The organism is Achromobacter sp. (assembly GCF_050285585.1).
Lineage (GTDB): Bacteria > Pseudomonadota > Gammaproteobacteria > Burkholderiales > Burkholderiaceae_B > Achromobacter.
Map to the genome: position 1 here is coordinate 97134 of NZ_JBLZXF010000014.1, position 18749 is coordinate 115882.

The 18749-nt window shown below is 66.8% G+C and carries 19 protein-coding genes; 13 read left to right on the plus strand and 6 right to left on the minus strand.

The annotated features are described in order from the left end of the window. The first annotated feature begins 1 nt into the window (after position 1). Genes ACN6PJ_RS19145 through ACN6PJ_RS19160 form a run of 4 tightly spaced genes read left to right on the plus strand, consistent with a single transcriptional unit; the run spans position 2 to position 3794 of the window. On the plus strand, positions 2–988 hold the full coding sequence (locus tag ACN6PJ_RS19145; RefSeq protein WP_427997416.1) for a Bug family tripartite tricarboxylate transporter substrate binding protein: 987 nt from the start codon (positions 2–4) through the stop codon (positions 986–988). Positions 989–996: 8 nt separating this feature from the next. Further along, on the plus strand, positions 997–2259 hold the full coding sequence (locus ACN6PJ_RS19150; protein ID WP_427997417.1) for a CaiB/BaiF CoA transferase family protein: 1263 nt from the start codon (positions 997–999) through the stop codon (positions 2257–2259). Positions 2260–2271: 12 nt separating this feature from the next. Continuing rightward, positions 2272–2640 (plus strand): Zn-ribbon domain-containing OB-fold protein, encoded by a 369-nt coding sequence (locus tag ACN6PJ_RS19155; protein ID WP_427997418.1) that lies wholly within the window; start codon positions 2272–2274, stop codon positions 2638–2640. Then, positions 2637–3794, plus strand: coding sequence for an acetyl-CoA acetyltransferase (locus tag ACN6PJ_RS19160; protein ID WP_427997419.1), 1158 nt, complete (start codon positions 2637–2639; stop codon positions 3792–3794). Before ACN6PJ_RS19155 ends, ACN6PJ_RS19160 begins: the two co-directional genes overlap by 4 nt. A 93-nt stretch (positions 3795–3887) precedes the next feature. Here ACN6PJ_RS19160 and ACN6PJ_RS19165 read toward each other — a convergent pair whose 3' ends face one another. The 4 genes from ACN6PJ_RS19165 to ACN6PJ_RS19180 all read right to left on the minus strand — a co-directional run bounded on the left by ACN6PJ_RS19165 (position 3888) and on the right by ACN6PJ_RS19180 (position 8166). After that, the gene (locus ACN6PJ_RS19165; protein WP_427997420.1) at positions 3888–4628 is read right to left on the minus strand and encodes an amino acid ABC transporter ATP-binding protein; all 741 of its coding nucleotides are present in this window, start codon (positions 4626–4628) and stop codon (positions 3888–3890) included. 60 nt (positions 4629–4688) lie between these two features. Beyond that, entirely contained in the window at positions 4689–5789 is a 1101-nt protein-coding gene (locus tag ACN6PJ_RS19170; protein WP_427997421.1) for an amino acid ABC transporter permease, read from the minus strand. A gap of 1 nt (position 5790) precedes the next feature. Further along, positions 5791–6981 (minus strand): amino acid ABC transporter permease, encoded by a 1191-nt coding sequence (locus ACN6PJ_RS19175; protein WP_427997422.1) that lies wholly within the window; start codon positions 6979–6981, stop codon positions 5791–5793. A 168-nt stretch (positions 6982–7149) separates the two neighbouring features. Then, positions 7150–8166: an amino acid ABC transporter substrate-binding protein gene (locus ACN6PJ_RS19180; RefSeq protein ID WP_427997423.1), complete on the minus strand. Its 1017-nt coding sequence runs from the start codon at positions 8164–8166 to the stop codon at positions 7150–7152. 308 nt (positions 8167–8474) lie between these two features. Between ACN6PJ_RS19180 and ACN6PJ_RS19185 the strand changes: the two genes are divergently transcribed. From ACN6PJ_RS19185 to ACN6PJ_RS19210, 6 genes are all read left to right on the plus strand, one after another. Beyond that, the gene (locus ACN6PJ_RS19185) at positions 8475–9197 is read left to right on the plus strand and encodes a cell division ATP-binding protein FtsE (RefSeq protein ID WP_427997424.1); all 723 of its coding nucleotides are present in this window, start codon (positions 8475–8477) and stop codon (positions 9195–9197) included. After that, complete coding sequence (locus ACN6PJ_RS19190) at positions 9194–10102, plus strand: cell division protein FtsX (protein WP_427997425.1); 909 nt, start codon at positions 9194–9196, stop codon at positions 10100–10102. The genes ACN6PJ_RS19185 and ACN6PJ_RS19190 overlap by 4 nt, the downstream gene beginning before the upstream one ends. Before the next feature lie 300 nt (positions 10103–10402). Further along, positions 10403–11116, plus strand: a complete 714-nt coding sequence (gene cheD / locus ACN6PJ_RS19195) for a chemoreceptor glutamine deamidase CheD (RefSeq protein ID WP_427997426.1) — start codon at positions 10403–10405, stop codon at positions 11114–11116. Positions 11117–11146: 30 nt separating this feature from the next. After that, the gene (gene thpR / locus ACN6PJ_RS19200; protein WP_427997427.1) at positions 11147–11677 is read left to right on the plus strand and encodes an RNA 2',3'-cyclic phosphodiesterase; all 531 of its coding nucleotides are present in this window, start codon (positions 11147–11149) and stop codon (positions 11675–11677) included. Between the two features lie 48 nt (positions 11678–11725). Beyond that, complete coding sequence (locus tag ACN6PJ_RS19205; RefSeq protein ID WP_427997428.1) at positions 11726–12286, plus strand: 5'-3'-deoxyribonucleotidase; 561 nt, start codon at positions 11726–11728, stop codon at positions 12284–12286. A 91-nt stretch (positions 12287–12377) separates the two neighbouring features. Next, the gene (locus ACN6PJ_RS19210) at positions 12378–13715 is read left to right on the plus strand and encodes an NAD(P)H-dependent oxidoreductase (protein WP_427997429.1); all 1338 of its coding nucleotides are present in this window, start codon (positions 12378–12380) and stop codon (positions 13713–13715) included. A gap of 40 nt (positions 13716–13755) precedes the next feature. Here the strand turns inward: ACN6PJ_RS19210 and ACN6PJ_RS19215 are convergent, their stop codons facing one another. Both ACN6PJ_RS19215 and ACN6PJ_RS19220 read right to left on the minus strand, forming a co-directional pair. After that, positions 13756–14502 (minus strand): FadR/GntR family transcriptional regulator, encoded by a 747-nt coding sequence (locus ACN6PJ_RS19215; RefSeq protein WP_129241039.1) that lies wholly within the window; start codon positions 14500–14502, stop codon positions 13756–13758. Positions 14503–14598: 96 nt separating this feature from the next. Continuing rightward, positions 14599–15336, minus strand: a complete 738-nt coding sequence (locus tag ACN6PJ_RS19220; RefSeq protein ID WP_427997430.1) for an SDR family NAD(P)-dependent oxidoreductase — start codon at positions 15334–15336, stop codon at positions 14599–14601. A 239-nt stretch (positions 15337–15575) separates the two neighbouring features. Here ACN6PJ_RS19220 and ACN6PJ_RS19225 point away from each other — a divergent pair, with 239 nt between their 5' ends. From ACN6PJ_RS19225 to ACN6PJ_RS19235, 3 genes are all read left to right on the plus strand, one after another. Then, the gene (locus ACN6PJ_RS19225; protein WP_427997431.1) at positions 15576–16373 is read left to right on the plus strand and encodes a shikimate dehydrogenase family protein; all 798 of its coding nucleotides are present in this window, start codon (positions 15576–15578) and stop codon (positions 16371–16373) included. A 55-nt stretch (positions 16374–16428) separates the two neighbouring features. Beyond that, positions 16429–17664: a branched-chain amino acid ABC transporter substrate-binding protein gene (locus tag ACN6PJ_RS19230; RefSeq protein ID WP_427997432.1), complete on the plus strand. Its 1236-nt coding sequence runs from the start codon at positions 16429–16431 to the stop codon at positions 17662–17664. 171 nt (positions 17665–17835) lie between these two features. Further along, on the plus strand, positions 17836–18749 hold a 914-nt coding region (locus ACN6PJ_RS19235; RefSeq protein WP_427997433.1), incomplete at its 3' end, for a branched-chain amino acid ABC transporter permease.

The window sequence follows — 18749 nt, forward strand, 5'->3', positions numbered from 1 at the left end:
AATGAATCGCTGGTTGCACACCGCAGCCTCCCTGTGCCTGGGGATGCTATGCCTGTTGCCCCTGGGCGCGCGCGCCCAGGCCTTTCCCGATCGTCCGGTCCGCCTGGTCGTGCCCTTCCCGCCCGGCGGCACCACCGACATCCTGGCCCGCATGCTGGGCAACGCGCTGGGCACGGAATGGAAACAGCCCGTGGTGATCGAAAACAAGCCCGGTGCCAGCGGCACGATCTTTTCCGAACAGCTGGCGCGCACGCCGGCCGACGGCTACACACTGATGGTGACCGCCACGCATCACGTGATCAACCCGGCGCTGTACAAGAATCTGCGCTACGACAGCAGGAAGGACTTCACCGCGGTCGCGCAAGTGGCCGCGGTGCCCAACGTGCTCGTCATCAACCCCGACTTCGCCACGCGCAACCATATAAACAGCGTCGCCGACCTGATCGCCTACGCCAAGGCCAATCCCGGCAAGGTGAACTTCGGTTCGGCAGGCACCGGCGGCGCCAACCATTTGTCCGGCGAACTGTTCAAGTCCATGGCCGGCGTATCCATGGTCCACATCCCCTACAAGGGCGCCGCGCCCGCCCTGAACGACTTGCTGGGCGGCCAGATCCCGATCATGTTCGACTCCGTCCCCGGCGTGCTTCAGCACATCAAGGCCGGCAAGCTGCGCGCCTTGGCCGTCACCTCGCTTAGCCGTTCCGCGGCCCTGCCCGACGTGCCGACAATGGACGAAGCGGGGGTGAAGGGCTTCGAGGCCACGGCCTGGTTCGGCCTGTACGCGCCCGGCAACATGGATCCCAAGCTCCTTGCCAGGATATCCGGCGACGTTCTGGCCGCTTTGCGTTCGCCATCCATCCAGGAGCAGTTCGCGCAGCAAGGCGCCATGCCGGGAACGATGACGCAGCCCGAGTATGCGAGCTTCGTCAACGCGGAAATGGACAAGTGGGCCAAGGTCATCAACGACGCCCGGATCACCATCCAGTAGGAGCAGGCATGACGGCAACACCAAGCAACGCGCCGGCGCCCGGCGCGCTCTCCCACATCCGCGTGCTGGATCTCTCGCGGATCCTGGCTGGCCCATGGTGCACGCAAAACCTGGCCGACCTGGGCGCGGAGGTGATCAAGATCGAACGCCCCGGCACGGGCGACGACACGCGCGCCTGGGGCCCGCCCTGGATCCGCGACGGCGCGGGCCAGGATACGCGCGACTCTTCCTACTATGCCGCCGCGAACCGCGGCAAGAAGTCGCTGACCCTCGACATATCCAAGCCCGAGGGCCAGCGCATCGTGCGGGAACTGGCGGCGCAAAGCGACGTGGTCATCGAGAACTACAAGATCGGCGACCTCAAGCGCTATGGCCTGGACTACGCCAGCCTGCGCGCCATCAACCCGCGGCTGGTGTATTGCTCCATCACGGGCTACGGACAGGAGGGTCCCAGCGCCAGCAAGCCCGGCTATGACTTCGTCTTCCAGGCCATCGGGGGCCTCATGAGCATTACCGGCGAGCGCGACGACCTGCCCGGCGGCGGGCCGCAGAAAGCCGGCATCGCGATCGCCGACGTCATCACCGGGATGTACGCCACCATTGCCATCCTCGCCGCGTTGAACTACCGCGACGTCTCCGGCCTGGGCCAGTACATCGACATGGCGCTGCTCGACTGCATCGTGGCCCTGGGCGGCAACCAGGTGACGGGTTACTTCGCCAACGGCAAGCTGCCCAGGCGCTACGGCAATGCGCACGCCAGCCTGGTGCCCTATCAGGTCTTCGCGGTGGCCGACGGCGAGATCGTCGTGGCCGTGGGCAACGACGATCAATGGCAGCGCTATTGCGCGGCCATCGAGCGCCCGGACCTCGGCGCCGACGCGCGCTGGACCACAGTCACCGGACGCATCCAGGGCCGCGACGCCCTGGTGCCCGAGCTGGCCCGCAGCATGCTGGCGCGGCCCGCGGCCGACTGGATCGAAAGGCTGGAAGCGAACGGCGTTCCCTGCGGACGCATCAACGACTACGGTCAAGTATTCCAGGACCCCCAGGTGCTGCACCGCGGCTTGCGCGTGGACATCCCCCGGCCCGCCCACGCCGACGTCGACGGCCAGGTGTCCACCATCGCCAGCCCGCTGCGGCTGAGCGATACGCCGCCGCGCTACGACCTTCCGCCGCCGCGGCTGGGCGACAGCACGGACAGCGTGCTCGGCGCGCTCCTGGGCTACAGCGCCGAGCAGATCGCCGGCCTGCGCGAACAGCGCATCGTTTGAATGGAGACTTCCATGACGCAACAGGAATCCCCGCTGGCGATCTACCGCCGCCACCTGTCGGCCGGGCAGCTCGCCTATCAGTACGATACGCGCGCGGAAAGCGCGGTCTTTCCGCCGCGCGTGCTCGGCCCGGGCTCCGGCAATCCGGCGCTCGAATGGCGGCTGAGCGCGGGCCTGGGCACCGTGCATGCCGTGACGGTCGTGCATCCGCGCGACCAGCCCCCCTACAACGTCGTCCTGGTCGACCTGGACGAAGGCTTTCGCCTCATGAGCCGGGTCGAAGGCCAGCCCGCCATCGGCATGCGCGTGCGCATGCGCGCCCATACGCCGCCCGATGGCGGCCCGCCCTATCCCGTCTTCGATATCGAGGAACCGGCATGACCCCCACCCTGCAACGCGGCAGCGTCGCCATCGTCGGCGCCGCCGAATCCGATCTGGGCAAAGTCATGCCCGGCCTCGGCCCCCTCGACCTCATGGCGCAGGCCACGGCGCGCGCGCTGGACGATTGCGGCCTGCGCCTGGAGGACGTCGACGGGCTGTTCGCCACCACCTCGCAAAGCCGCATGCCCACGCTGGCGCTGGCCGAATACCTCGGCATCCAGCCTCGCTACCACGACGCCACGAACATGGGCGGCGCCTCGTTCATGACCATGGTTGCGCGCGCCCAGGCCGCGATCGAGGCCGGCCTGTGCCACGTCGCCGTGATCGCCTACGGCAGCACCCAGCGCAGCATGGGGCGGGCCAACGTCGCCGCGCCCGACCCCAATCCGCACGAAGCGCCCTACCGGCCCATGTACACCGCCAGCGCCTACGCGCTGGCCGCCTCGCGCCACATGTACCGGTACGGCACGACGCGCCGGCAACTCGCCGACATCGCCGTCGCCGCCCGCCAGTGGGCCCTGCTCAATCCGGCAGCCTGGGAGAAAAACCCGCTCACGGTCGAAGAGGTCCTGGCCTCGCCCATGATCAGCGAGCCGCTCACCCTGCGCGATTGCTGCCTGGTCACCGACGGCGGCGGCGCGCTCGTTCTCACCCGCGCCGAACGCGCCCGGGACCTGCGCCGCCCGCCCGTCTACGCGCTGGGCGTGGGCGAAGCGCTCGGACACTACTCGATCTCCGCCATGCCCGACCTCACCGTCACGGCGGCCGTGGCGTCCGGCGCCCAGGCTTATCGCATGGCCGGCCTGGCGGCGAGCGATATCGACGTGCTGCAGCTCTACGACGCCTTCACGATCACGCCCCTGCTCTTTCTCGAAGACCTGGGCTTTTGCCCCAAGGGCGAAGGCGGCCGCTACGTCGAAAACGGCCGCATCGCGCCCGGCGGCGAACTGCCCGTCAACACCAGCGGCGGCGGCCTGTCGTACTGCCACCCCGGCATGTACGGCATCTTCGCGCTGATCGAAGCCACCCGCCAGCTGCGCGGCGAATGCGGCGAGCGGCAGGTCTCCGACTGCCACACCGCGCTCGCGCACGGCAACGGCGGCACGCTGTCCAGCCAGAGCACTGTCATCCTCGGCGACGCCGCGGCGCTGTAGCGCCCCCCAAAAAAATCCCCGCGCGGCGTAGCGCCGCGCGGGGATTCTTTCATGGAACCCTTGCGGCGGGTTCCCGGAGATTCGAGGCCGGAATCAGTGCAGGATCTGGCTCAGGAACAGCTTGGTCCGCTCGTTCTGCGGATTGTCGAAGAACTCGTCCGGGCTGTTCTGCTCGATGATTTCGCCGCGGTCCATGAAGATCACGCGGTTGGCGACCTTGCGCGCGAAACCCATTTCGTGGGTCACGCAGATCATGGTCATGCCGCTTTCCTGGGCGAGGCTCACCATCACGTCCAGCACTTCCTTGACCATTTCCGGGTCCAGCGCGGAGGTGGGCTCATCGAACAGCATGATCTTGGGATTCATGCACAGGGAACGCGCGATCGCCACGCGCTGCTGCTGGCCGCCCGACAGCTGGCCGGGAAATTTCGTGGCCTGCTCCGGGATGCGCACGCGCTGCAGATACTTCATGGCAGTGGCTTCCGCTTCCGCGCGGGGCTTCTTCAGCACCCACATGGGCCCCAGCGTCAGGTTCTCCAGCACCGTCAGGTGGGGGAACAGGTTGAAGTGCTGGAACACCATGCCGACGTCCTTGCGGATGGTCTCGATGTGCTTCAGGTCATTGGTGAGCTCGGTGCCGTCCACGATGATGTGGCCCTTCTGGTGCTCTTCCAGGCGGTTGATGCAGCGGATCATGGTGGACTTGCCCGACCCGGACGGCCCGCACACCACGATGCGCTCGCCGGGCGCGACTTCCAGGTTGATGTTGCGCAACACGTGGAACTGGCCGTACCACTTGTTCACGTCCTGCAGACTGATGATGGCATTGGACATGCCTGTACTCCCATAGATATCGCTGGGCGCGCCCGCCAGGGGCGGACGCGCGGCAAGTTGCTAGCGTGCGTGGCCGGTGGCCAGGCGTTTCTCCAGCGCTTGGCTGTATTTGGACATGGAAAAGCAGAACACGAAGTAGATGAGCGAGATGAACAGGTACGCCTCCACCCCGAAGCCCCGCCATGCCGCGTCGGACAGGGCCGCCTTGGCCGCCAGCGTCAGGTCGAAGATGCCGATGATCACCACCAGCGACGTGTCCTTGAACAGGGCGATGAAAATGCTGACCAGCGGCGGGATCACGATCTTCAGCGCCTGCGGCAGGATGATCTTGCGCATCTGCTGCCAGTAGCTCAGGCCGAGGGAATCGGCGCCTTCGTACTGGCCCTTCGGGATCGCCTGCAAGCCGCCTCGCACGGTTTCGGCGATGTACGCCGCCGCGAACATGATGATCGCGATCTGCGCGCGCAGCAGCTTGTCGATGGAAAATCCCTCGGGCAGGAAGAGCGGCAGCATCACCGACGACATGAACAGCAGGCTGATCAGCGGCACGCCGCGGATGAGCTCGATGTACACGACGCACAGCGCCTTGATGGCGGGCATCTTCGAACGCCGCCCCAGGGCCAGCAGCACGCCGATGGGGAACGCGAAGGCGATGCCGAACGTGGACAGGATGAGCGTGAGCGGCAGGCCGCCCCAGCGCGCGTTTTCCACATACGAAAGGCCCAGCACGCCGCCCCACATCAGGATGGCCACGGCCGTCAGGCCCACGATCCAGATGAGGGCGAGCTTCCAGTTCCAGAAGCGGCGGATGCCGCTGCAGACGATCACCGCGACCAGGATGATGGTCGCGAGCAAGGGACGCCACTGTTCGTCGAACGGATAGGTACCGAACAGGATCAGCCGGTGCTTCTCGGCGATGAACGCCCAGCAGGCGCCGCCGGAGGCGCGGCATTCCTGGGCGGTCGCTGCGTTGAAGTCCGCCTTGATGAAGGCCCATTCGACCAGCGCCGGCACCGCCATGAGCAGGAACCACGCCAGCAGCACCGTGATGAGGATGTTCAGCGGCGACGAAAACAGGCGGGACTTGAGCCAGGCCCAGGGACCCACGTGCGAGCTGGGCGGCGGCATGGCCTCGGTGGGAGTATGCGTAGTGCTGCTCATCTCAACGCTCCACCAGCGCGATGCGCTTGTTGTACCAGTTCATGAATATCGAGATCGACAGGCTGACCGTCAGGTACGCGCCCATGATGATGAGAATGCCCTCGATGGCCTGGCCCGTCTGGTTCAGTGTCGTGTTCACCACCGACACGATGTCGGGGTACCCGATGGCCACGGCCAGCGAGCTGTTCTTCGTCAGGTTCAGGTACTGGCTGGTCATCGGGGGGATGATCACGCGCAGCGCCTGCGGCAGGATCACCAGGCGCAGCACCTTCGAGCGCGGCAGGCCCAGCGAGCCCGCGGCTTCCCATTGGCCGTTGCTGACCGCCTGGATGCCCGAACGCACCACTTCGGCAATGAACGCCGACGTGTAGATCACCAGCCCCGCCAGCAACGCGGCGAACTCCGGCGACAGCGTCAGACCGCCCGAGAAGTTAAAGCCCTTGAGCTCCGGCATGTCCAGTGTCAGCGACGCGCCGCTGACCAGCCAGCCGATGAACGGCAGGCCAATCAGGAGGCCGATGGCCCAGCGGCCCAGCGGGAACATGTGACCGGTGGCCTCATGGCGCTTCTTGCCGTAGTGGCCCAGGATGATGATCGCGACGATCGCCAGTCCCAGCCCGGCCAGCATCCAGTCGAGCGAGTTGCCTTCCAGCGCCGGCACTTTCAGGCCGCGGTTGGAAATGAACACGCCCGGCAGCGGATTGTGCGCCTGGCGCGGACCCGGCATGTTCTCGGTGATCAGCGCATACCAGAAGAAGAGCTGCAGCAGCAGCGGCACGTTGCGCATCACCTCGACATACACAGAGGTGATCTTGGCCACGAGCCAGTTCTTGGACAGGCGGCCGATGCCGATGAGCGTGCCGAGGATGGTCGCCAGCACGATGCCGAGGACGGCTACGCGCAGCGTGTTGAGCAGGCCGACCATGATGGCGCGGCCGTACGTGTCTGAGGGGGAATAGGCGATGGCGGTTTCGCCGATGGCGAAGCCGGCCTCGCGGTTCAGGAAGCCGAAGCCCGTGGCGATGTTGCGCACGGACAGGTTGTGGAGCGTGTTTGAAACCAGGAACCACACGGCCCAGGCTACCGCGGTCAGCGCAATCACCTGGTAGACCACGGAGCGTACGCCGGGATCGTTCCAGTTCAGACGCCGTGGGGGTGCCGAAATCGGGGCGTTTTTGTTGGGAGTCATCATGATGAATCTACAGAAGTCGGACACCGGGTGGCATGCCGGAAAAGCCGCGCCACCCACTTCTGCCGCCCGCCCGAAGGCGGGTTAGGGCCTGTCCAGAATACACGTCCTGTGCAGACAGGCCCTAGGCATGACGGAGAGCCGTGCTCCGCCATGCCAGGCAGCCGCGCGTTAGCGCACCGGCCAGCCGTACATCAAGCCACCTTGCTTGTACGAAGCGTTCAAGCCGCGCTCCAGCTTCATCGCGCTGTTCTTGCCCAGCGTGTTCTCGAAGCTTTCGCCGTAGTTGCCCACGCTCTTGATGATGTTGTAGGCCCACTTGTCGTCCACGCCCAGGTTCTTGCCCATGCCCGGGGTCACGCCCAGGATGCGCTGGATGTTGGGATTGGTGCTCTTGGTCATTTCATCGACGTTGGCCTTGGTGATGCCGTATTCCTCGGCTTCCAGCATGGCGTTGAGCGACCAGCGGACGATGTTGAACCACTGCTCGTCGCCCTGGCGGACCATGGGGCCCAGCGGCTCCTTGGAGAAGTCTTCCGGCAGGATGACGAACTTGTCCGGGTTCTCAAGCGTGGTGCGGGTGGAGGCCAGTTGCGACTTGTCGGTCGTGAAGGCGTCGCAGCGGCCGGCCGAGAAGGCGCGGATGATTTCGTCGTACTTGTCGATCACGACCGGCTTGAATTCGATCTTCTGCCCGCGGAACCAGTCGGCCAGGTTGAGTTCGGTCGTGGTGCCGGGCTGCACGCAGATCGTGGCGCCGTTCAATTCCTTGGCGCTCTTCACGCCCAGGTCCTTGGAAACCATCACGCCCTGGCTGTCGTAGTAGTTCACGCCCACGCCGATCAGGCCCAGCGTCGTGTCGCGCGTCAGCGTGACGGTGGTGTTGCGGGTCAGGACATCGACCTCGCCGGACTGCAGCGCGGTGAAGCGCTGCTGCGTGTTCAGGGGGGTGAACTTGACCTTGGTGGAGTCGCCGAACATGGTCGTGGCGATGGCGCGGCACAGGTCCACGTCGATGCCCTTGTATTCACCCTTGCTATCCGCGATGGAGAAGCCCGGAATGCCCGTCGAAACCCCGCACTGGACAAACCCCTTTTTCTTGACGTTGTCGAAGGTCGCGCCAGCGTTGGCTGCCGCGGAAGCAGCGAACAAGGCGGCGCCGACAGCAGCGAGTTTCAGTACTTTCATCGTGTTCTCCGTGTGGGATAAGGCGAATTCGCGCTAGGCCGGGTTGGGCCTACGCATGGGGCGGATGGTAGCGTCCGCGCCGCACGCGGCGCATCCGGGAATTCCCTTGAAATATAGGGACACTGGATGAAATGAAACGCAGTTTTCATACGAAAAGAGGGACGTTTTTCCCCGTCGGACTGCGCCGCAGCCGGGCTTTGTTCCAGGCGGCACGCGCCGGCGGGAAATTTTTCGCGCCTCATCCCCCTGTCGGCTTAGGCCACCTTAGTGTCCCCGAGTTACTATTGCGGCTTCATCTGACAGCCGCCATGATCGAATTCCAGCACGTATTCAAATCATATGGTCGCGGCCGCAATATCCTGGCCGACATCAACTTCCGCGTAAGCGCGGGAGAGTTCGTTTTCGTATCGGGGCCGTCCGGCGCCGGCAAGTCCACCCTGCTCAAGCTGATCGGCGGGCTCGAGCCCGCCAGCCGGGGGGCGATCCAGGTCAACGGCCAGCGGCTGGACAAGCTGCCCGCCCGCGCCCGGCCGTACCTGCGGCGCGCGGTGGGCGTCATCCTGCAGGATACGCACCTGCTGTTCGACCGCAGCGCTTTCGAAAACGTGATGCTGCCCCTGGCGGTCACCGGCCATGCCTGGAATTCGGCCGCCGCCCGCGCCCGCGCCGCGCTGGACAAGGTGGGCCTGTCGGGCAAGGAAGACCTGAATCCGATCGAACTGTCGGGCGGCGAACAGCAGCGCCTGGCGATTGCGCGGGCCATCGTGAACCGGCCGGCGATCCTGATCGCGGACGAGCCCACCGCCAACCTCGATCACGACAACGCGCAACGCATCATGAATGTTTTCCGTGATTTCAACCGCGTCGGCGTCACCACCCTGATCGCCTCGCACGACCAGGAGCTCATGGCCGGCTACGCCACCCGCACGCTGCGCATCGAACCGGGCAAGTTCGCCGATTCCCATGGCGGCGCGCAACCGTCCGACGCCGGCGCTCCCCGCGGCCATGGCCAGCAAGGAGAAACGGCATGAACGCCTGGCTGCGGCAACACCGCTATGCGTTGATGGTCACCCTGCGCCGGCTGGTCAAGCAACCGTTCTCCTCGCTGGCCAACCTGCTGGTCATGGCACTGGCGCTGGCCCTGCCGCTGCTGGGCAGCGCGATCCTGGTCTCGGTGCAACCCGTGGCGCGCGAAATGTCCGTCACCCCGGAAGTCACCGTCTTCATGCGCGTGGACGCGCCTGCCGGCGCCGCCGCCGACGTGGCCAAGCGCATCCAGGGCGAGTACGCGCAAGAGGTGCGCGCCGTGCGCGTGGTGGGCCGCGAGGACGCGCTGGCGGACCTGCGCGCCAATCCCGCCTGGCAGCAGGCGCTGGCCGTGCTGCCGGGCAACCCCCTGCCCGACGCGGTCGTGGTCACGCTGGCAGACGGCGAGGACCTGGCCGGCCGGGCGGACACCCTTGCGGCGGCCTGGAAGCAATGGAACCACGTGGACCTGGTGCAGCTGGACAGCGCCTGGGTCCAGCGCCTGGAGGCGATCCTGCGCTTCGCGCGCATCGGCCTGGGATTCCTGGCCGCCTGCGTGGCCGTCGTGGTGCTGGCCACCGTCTTCAACACCGTGCGCATGCAGGCGCTTTCCCAGCGCGAGGAAATCGGCGTGGCGCGGCTCGTCGGCGCCACCGAGTCTTTCGTGCGCCGGCCCTTCCTGTACCTGGGCGCGCTCTCGGGGGCCGTGGCGGCGCTGCTGTCCATCGGCGTGGCGGCAATCGCCCTGGCCCCGCTGAACGACGCCCTGGTCGGGCTGGCCCGCAGCTACGGGGCGGAGTTCGCCCTGCACCTGCCCGGCCCGGCCGTGCTGGTCGGCGCCGTCGTGGCGGCCGCCGCCCTGGGCGCCCTGTCCGCCCGCTGGTCGGTCACCCGCAGCACGCGCTTCTGACGGACGCCAAAGGCTTCGTCTAGCCCCCCTTCGTCCCCGTGATCCGGGGAACGGTTCCCGCCCGCCTGTGTAGCATGTCCGCATGCACGCTTGCGGGCGCGCGCTGGCCGCACGCCAGCCCGCCTAAACAGGGACGCGCCATATCCTGGCCCGGGATCGCCGGTTACACAGGATTTCTCCCGCTTGTCGCCCGGATATGCAAGAATAAAGCGACATTTTCTTACATTTTTTGAAATAAAGCCGTTTTCACCGCCCGCTCCTTCGTGTCCCACTCGCCGTCCTTGTCTCCTATTCCGCCCCATGGCCGCCCGTCTTGAAGCCCGTGCGACGCGCCACTATTTCGATAGCGCGTTCCAGTGTCAGGCGGTGAAAGTACTGCCCAACGAGTACTACGTCACCGACGAAGACCTGATGATCTCGACCGTCCTGGGGTCGTGCGTCGCCGCCTGTATCCACGATCCCGTGACAGGCGTGGGCGGAATGAACCATTTCATGTTGCCTGAAGGCGACATGCAGTCGCCCGCCTCGGCCACCATGCGCTACGGCGCATTCGCCATGGAAGTGCTGATCAACGAATTGCTCAAGGCCGGCGCCGTGCGCTCGCGGCTGGAGGCCAAGGTGTTCGGCGGCGGCGCCGTGCTTTCCGCCATGCAACAGATGAACATCGGGGAACGCAACGGCCAGTTCGTCCTCCACTACCTGAAAACGGAAGGCATTCCCGTGAAGGCGCAGGACCTGGGCGACGTGCACGCCCGCCGCATCAATTACTTCCCGCGGGACGGCCGGGTAATGGTCCGCAAGATGGCGCCGCACCACCAGCGCGCCGAGGAACTCATCGCCAGGCGCGAACAGGCCGCCGCCCAGAGCGTGCAGGCCAAGACGGAAAGCCCTCCGCGCGTGGAGCGCTTTTCCCGGCCGGGCGTGGAACGCTTCGACCGCCCCGCCCGCCCCGGCGTGGAGCGTTTCGACACGGGCGTCACCCGCCGGCGCAGGCCCGAAACCGCAGGCAGCTGAACCCCGCGGCCGTGCCCCTACAATCACGGCATGTCGACCGTCCGCCTCTTCTACGCGCTGTGGCCCGCGCCCCCGCTGGCCGGATCGCTCGCGGCCTGGGCGGAACAGGCCCGTCCCAGTTGCGGCGGACGCGCCATGCGCACGGAAACCCTGCACATGACCCTGGCCTTCCTGGGGCCGGTGGACGCCGCGCTCGCGGACGAGCTGGCCGCCGCGACGCCTGAGAAGCGCATCGCTCCCGGAGAGATCGCGGTGGACCGCTATGGGGTGTTCGGCCGCCAGCGCATCCTCTGGGCCGGCCCCGGCGACACGCCCGCCGGCCTGCAGGCCGCGCACGACGGGCTATGGCAGTGGCTGGCCGGCTTCGGCCTGGGCCCGCCGCCTCACCCCTTCCGCCCGCACGTTACCCTGCTGCGCAACATCGAACGGCCGCAGCCGCCCGCCGCCGCGCCTGAGCCCCTGCTGTGGCGCTACGACCGCATGGTCCTGGTCGCGTCCGAATCGCTCACGGGCGGCAGCCGCTACCGCATCGTGGCGCAATCCCGGCCGCAACCTGCCTGACCGCCCGCTCTGGCACAATCGGACGGTCGCAACAACCGCCGGATCGCCATGATCATCCTGCTGGACCAAGACGGCGTGCTCGCCGATTTCGAACACGCCTTTATCGACGCCTGGCGCGAGCGCCATCCCGGCATTCCCCCCGTGGCGTTCGAGGATCGCAAGTCCTTCTACATCCGCCAGGACTACGCTCCCGAGCTGCGCGGCATGGCCGAAGCCATCTACACCGAGCCCGGCTTCATCCGCAACCTCCCGCCGGTGCCCGGCGCGCTGGAAGCGGTAAAGGAATTGCTGGCGCTGGGCATGGACGTGCGCATCTGCTCCTCGCCGCTGTCCCAGTTCGAGAACTGCGTGGCGGAAAAATACCTCTGGGTTGAAAAACACCTGGGCCGGGACGCCACCAACCGGCTGATCCTGACCAAGGACAAGACGCTGGTGCACGGCAATCTGCTGATCGACGACAAGCCCCTGATCGAAGGCGCGGTGAAGCCGCGCTGGAAGCACATCCTGTTCGACGCGCCCTACAACCGCGAGGTCGCCGACCGCCCCCGCCTCACCTGGAAGAACTGGCGCAGCGTGCTGGCGGGAGAGCTGTATACGGCAGACGAGTGAGTCCTGTTCAGCGGCCGCGATTTAGGGCTATCCTGTCTTGCCGCGCCCGCCCCAGGGCCCGTGGGCACCCACCCGGAGAGGAGCTCGCATCATGAATCTGCACCGCCTGCTCAAGCAGCGTGAAGCCGATCACAAGCCTTTGCGTGTCGCATTGCTGGGCGCCGGAAAGTTCGGCGCGATGTTCATGAGCCAGGCTCCCCGCACCCCGGGGATCCGGCTGGTGGCGGTGGCGGACCTGGTGCCGGACCGCGCCCGCGCCGCGCTCACCCGCGTGGGCTGGCCCGCCACCGCGCTGAACGCCTCCAGCACCGGCGACGCCCTGAAGAACGGCAAGGTCTATTTCAGCGACGATCCCCACGCCATCATCGCCAGCCCCGACGTCGACATCGTCATCGACGCAACCGGACAGGCGGCGGCGGGGATCAACCACGTGCTGGCCTGCTGCGAGCACGGCAAGCACATCATCATGGTCAACGTCGAGGCCGACGCGCTGGCCGGGCCCCTGCTGGCCCGCCGGGCCCGCGAGGCAGGCATCGTCTATTCGCTGGCCTACGGCGACCAGCCCGCCCTGATCTGCGAAATGGTGGACTGGGCGCGCGCCAGCGGCTTTGAAGTCATGGCGGCGGGCAAGGGCACCAAGTACCTGCCGGAGTTCCATACCTCCACCCCCGACACCGTCTGGCCCTATTACGGTTTCACCGCCGAAATGGTCGCGGCGGGCGACTTCAACGCCCAGATGTTCAACAGCTTCCTGGACGGCACCAAGAGCGCCATCGAAATGGCGGCCGTATCCAACGCCACCGGGCTGCTCCCCTCGCCGTCCGGCCTGCACTTCCCTCCCTGCGGCGTGGACGACCTGGCCCGCGTGCTGCGTCCGCGCGAAAGCGGCGGCATCCTGCACCATCGCGGGCAGGTGGAAGTGATTTCGTCGCTGGAGCGCGACGGCAGGCCGGTATTCCGCGACCTGCGCTGGGGGGTCTACGTGACCCTGGCGGCCGACAGCGATTACGTGCGCCGCTGCTTCAAGGAATACGGGCTGGTCACGGATCCCAGCGGCAATTTCACGGCCATGTACAAGCCCTACCACTTGATCGGGCTGGAGCTGGGCATCAGCGTGGCCAGCGTGGGCCTGCGACGCGAACCCACCGGCGCGCCGGCAGGATGGCACGGCGACGTGGTCGCCACCGCCAAGCGCGACCTCCCCGCCGGCCAGATCCTGGACGGCGAAGGCGGCTATACGGTGTACGGCCGCCTGATGCCGGCGCGCGATTCCGTGGCGGACGGCTATCTGCCGCTGGGGCTGTCGCACCAGGTCAAACTGAAGAACCCCGTGCGGCAATCGCAGGCGATCCGCTGGCGCGACGTGGAATACGACGAAAGCTCGACGGCGGTGCAGTTCCGCCGCGAAATGGAGCAGACCTTCGCCTAGGGCCGGCTCGCCCTGCCCTGGATCGAGCCTTGCACAGGCCCTAGACAGGCGCCGGGCGTTCCGCCTGGAATAGCCGCAGGCGGTCCGCGGCGTTGCGCAGGTGCTGCTCCGCGGCCTGGCCGGCGGCGTCGGGGTCGCCGCCGTCTATGGCGGCGAAGATGGCCTGGTGCTCGCTCTGCACCGCCGCCATGCGCTCGGCGTACATGCGCGCCGTGTTGTTGCGCGCGCTGCGGATGACCCGGCGGACATTGGCTTCCAGATAGTCGTTCAGCGCCACCAGGTGCGGGTTGTGCGTGGCCTGCACGATGGCCTGGTGGAATTGGTAGTCTTCTTCGTCGCCCAGCTTGTCGTTCAGCAACGCGTATTCCATGCCCACCAGCGCCTGGCGCATCTTCTTCAGGTCGGCCTCGGTGCGGCGCTGGGCCGCGTAGCGGGCTGCCGTCACCTCGATGGACAGCATCAGTTCGAGGATGTGCTCCAGGTCCTGATTGTCGCCCGGCGTGGGCGCGGCGATGCGGAACGCGTTCTTCTGGAAATTCGGATCGACGAAAACGCCGCTGCCCTGCTGCGACGTGATTAGGCCTTCGGACTTCAGGCGCGCCAGCGCTTCGCGCACGACGGCGCGGCTGACTGAATAGGTTTCGGTCAGCTGCTTTTCCGTGGGCAGGCGATCGCCGGGCGCGAGCACCCCTTGGCGGATCTGTTCCGCCAGCGCATCGCCCAGCGCCGCCGAAAGCGAACTCTTGGGCGCGGCGCGCGGCGGATCCTGTTCTTGGGTAGGCTGCATTGGACTCGTTGGAACCTGCTGGGCGCGCGCTGCCGCGGCCCCGTCTGTTGATTGGAATACCTCGTACCGCGGCAACGGCTGCCGCAGAATGGGACTTTACGCGATGTAGATGCCGCCGTTGACCTGCATGACTTCGCCAGTGACGAAGCTGGCCAGCGGCGAACACAGGAACGCGATCGATCCCGCGATTTCCTCGGCCGTGCCAAAGCGGCGCAGCGGCGTGCTCTCCAGCAACTGCCCGCCCTTCTGCCCGATCAGGTCATGGGTCATGGACGTGGCGATGATGCCAGGCGCCACCGCGTTCACGCGGATCTGCGGCGCCAGTTCCAGGGCCAGGCTGCGCGTGAAGCTCTGCACCGCGCCCTTGGACGCGGAATAGGCGGCGTGGGCGTAGCTGCCGCGCTGGGCGGCCAAAGACGTCAACAGCACGATCGAGCCGTCATGGCGCAGATGGCGCTGCGCCGCCCGGCAGACATAGAAAGTGCCGTCCAGGTTCACGCGCATCAGCGTGCGCCACGACTCGTCGCTGGTGTCCTTGACCAGGCTCTCCGGATAGATGCCGGCGCAGTGCACCAGGTGGTCCAGCCCGCCGAAGTGCCCGGCGGCGGCCTCGAACACGCGCTCGCATTCCGCCGCGGCGGACACGTCCAGGGCGCGCGTGTACACACGCTGGCCGCTGGGATCCAGCTCGGCCGCAACCGCCTCCAGCCTCGCGTTGTCGATGTCGGTCAGCACCAGCCGGGCGCCATGCGCGGCCATCAGCCGGGCCGTGGCCAAACCGATCCCGTTGCCAGCACCCGTGATGACGGCAACCTTTCCTTCGAACGAAATCATCCTGTCTCCTGAGGCGTTTTTCCGGCGGGCCGGCATGCTTCCCGGCGCGTGCCGCAATCCCGATTGGACTCCTGAATCGGCCGCTTGACACGGGAAAAACGCTTGCCCTATGATTTATCGGACAACTTAATAAAGTTGACTGACAACTTATTCCGAAAGCGTAAATCAAGTGACGTTTTCAGGCAAGCGCGTCAGCAATACACGGCGTCGAGCCGCAGCACCGGCAGGGGACAAATCAGGTGGAAATCACCGGCAACACTACCGTTTACGCCATCGCGGCGGACCCGATCGCGCACGTCAAGACACCCCAGCGGCTCAACGCGCTGCTGCGCGAACGCGGCGCCGATGCCGTCATGGTCCCCTTCCACGTGCCTTCCGAAGCCCTGCCCGGCCTGTTCGCCGGCATCCGCGGGCTGGCCAACCTGGGCGGCATCGTGGTGACGGTCCCCCACAAGGAAAACGCAGCCGCCCTGTGCGACGCCCTGACGCCTTCCGCCCGCCTCAGCGGCGCGGTCAACGCGGTGCGCCTGAAGGACGGCGTGCTTACCGGCGGCAATTTCGACGGCCTGGGCTTCGTGGCCGGATTGCGCAGCCAGGGCCACGATCCCGCCGGGCGCCACGTCTACCTGGCCGGCCTGGGCGGCGCGGGCAAGGCCATCGCCTGCGCCGTCGCGGATGCCGGCCCGGCCAGCCTGCGCCTGTACAACCGCAGCGCCGGCAAGGCGGAGTCCTTCGCCGGCCATCTCGCGCGCCAATATCCCGGCCTGGCCATCAGCGTGGGCAGCGCCTCCCCTGAACCCTGCGACATCGCCATCAATGCGACCTCGCTGGGCCTGAACGACACCGATCCCCTGCCTTTCCAGCTGGACGCCCTGGCCGCCGGCACCGTCGTCGCGGACGCCGTGATGAGCCGCGTCGACACGCCCCTGCTGCGCGCCGCCGCCGCCCGCGGCTGCCGCACGCATCCGGGCCTCTACATGCTGGAAGGACAAATCGCAGAAATTGCCCGCTTCCTGGGCATACAAGAGCCGCGGTAAGCGCGCTTGATTGATTCACGGACTCAACCACTCCCATCCCACGGAGGAGACACACATGAAGTTGGCTTTCACTTCCGGCCTGCTGTGCCTGGCCGGCATCGCCGCATCGGCCCAGGCCGCGCCCGTCAAGATCGGCCTGATCGAAACGCTGTCCGGCCCGCAGGCCTCGACCGGCCTGATGTTCCGCGCCGCGGTCAAGTATGAGCTGGACCGCATCAATGCGGCGGGCGGCTGGAACGGCCAGCCGCTGGAGCTGGTCGAGTTCGACAACCAGGGCGGCCCGGTCGGCGCCTCCGACCGCTTCCGCGCGGCCGCCGCGGAAGGCGTGCAGATCCTGGTGCAGGGCTCCTCGTCGGCCATCTCCGGCCAGTTGACCGAAGACGTGCGCAAGCACAACCTGCGCAACCCGGGCAAGGAAGTCGTATTCCTGAACGTGGGCGGCGAAGCGCTGGAGCTGACCGGCCAGAAGTGCCATTTCTATCATTTCCGCTTCACCACCAATGCCGACCTGCGCGTCAAGGCGCTGGCCTCGGTCATGTCGGCCGACGGCACGCTGGGCAAGCGCGTGTACGCGATCAACCAGAACTACTCCTGGGGCCAGGACATGGAAGGCGCCACGGAGCGCTTCGCCAAGCAATACGGCTATGAAGTCGTGGGCAAGACCCTGCACGAAGTCAACAAGATCCAGGACTTCGCCCCCTACGTGGCCCGCATCCGCTCGGCCAACCCCGACACCGTGATCACGGGCAACTGGTCCAACGACCTGCTGCTCCTGATGAAGGCCACGCAGGCCGCCGGCCTCAAGGTCCGCTTCGCCACCGTGTTCCTGGACCAGGTGGGCAACCTGGCCAACGCCGGCGATGTCGCGCTGGGCCACTACATCGCCCACCCCTACAACATCGAGGCCGCGGGCGAGGAGGGCGCCAAGTTCGCCGAGGACTACAAGGCGAAGACCGGCCACTATCCCAGCTACACCGAGCCGCAGACCGTCATCGGCATCACGTTCCTGGGCGAAGCGCTCAAGCAGGTCAAGCCGCAGGACGGCAAGCTGTCGGTGCCGGAGCTGGCCCGCGCGTTGGAAAAGGTCACCTACACCTCGCCGCTGGGCACTTACACCATGCGCGCCGAAGACCACCAGGTGCAGTTGCCCATGGTGGTGTCCAAGGTCAGCAAGAACGCCCAGTACAAGGCCGACGGCACCGACATGGGCTTCGAGCCGGTGAAGGTCCTGGCCGCGGCCGACGTGTCCGCGCCTGCCCAGGCGACCTGCAAGATGCAGCGTCCCAATTGACGGGCCGCGCGCGCTGACGGACGGCTCACGCTAGGCCGGCCGCCAGCGCGCGCGACGCCTCGCTGCCTCTCGCAAACACATAAGCGCACCCCCGGCGCGGGCCGGAAAAATCCGGTGCGCAATCGCTCGCAAGACACGGTCCGTCTTGGCGAAAGAATTACTGGAGCGGACATGGAATACTTTACCGTCTCGCTGTTGAACGGCGTGATCTACGGCCTGCTGCTATTCATGGTGTCGGCAGGCCTGACACTGATTTTCGGGATGATGGGCGTGCTCAACTTCGCGCACGCATCGTTCTACATGATAGGCGCGTACGCCGCCTATACGCTGACGCCCGTCACCGGCTTCTGGGTGGCGCTGGCGCTGGCCACGATCATCGCGGGCGTGCTGGGCATGGGCGTGGAGCGCTTCTTCCTGCGCCGCGTCCATAAGTTCGGCCACGCGCAGGAGCTGCTGGTGACCTTCGGCCTGGCCTTCATCGTGGCCGAGCTCATCAAGCTGTTCTACGGCGATTTCCCGGTCGACTACCGGGTGCCGCAGTTCCTGAACTTCGCCGCCTTCCGCGTGTTCGACGCGGACTATCCCTTCTACCGCCTGCTCATGGGCGGCGTGTCGCTGGCGATGTTCGCCGTCATCTACCTGCTGCTGTCTCGCACCCGCGTGGGCATCGTGGTGCGTTCGGCCATCTACCGCCCCCGCATGGCGGAAGCGCTGGGCCACAACGTGCCGCTGGTGTTCATGAGCGTGTTCGGCGTGGGCGCGGCCATGGCCGGCCTGGCCGGCGCGGTCGCCGGCGCGTTCTACACCACCAATCCGAACATGGCGCTGGAGCTCGGCGTGCTGGTGTTCGTGGTCGTCGTGGTGGGCGGCCTCGGCTCCCTCGAAGGCGCGATGATCGCGTCGCTGCTGATCGGCCTGATCAGTTCCTTTTCGGTGGGCATCGACGCCAGCCTGGCATCGCTGTTCGGCCTGTTCGGCGCAGGCGAGTGGGCCGAGAGCGTGGGCGGGCTGATGACCGTCAAGATTTCCAGCCTGGCGGCTACCCTGCCCTTCCTGCTGATGCTGGTGGTGCTGCTGGTCAAGCC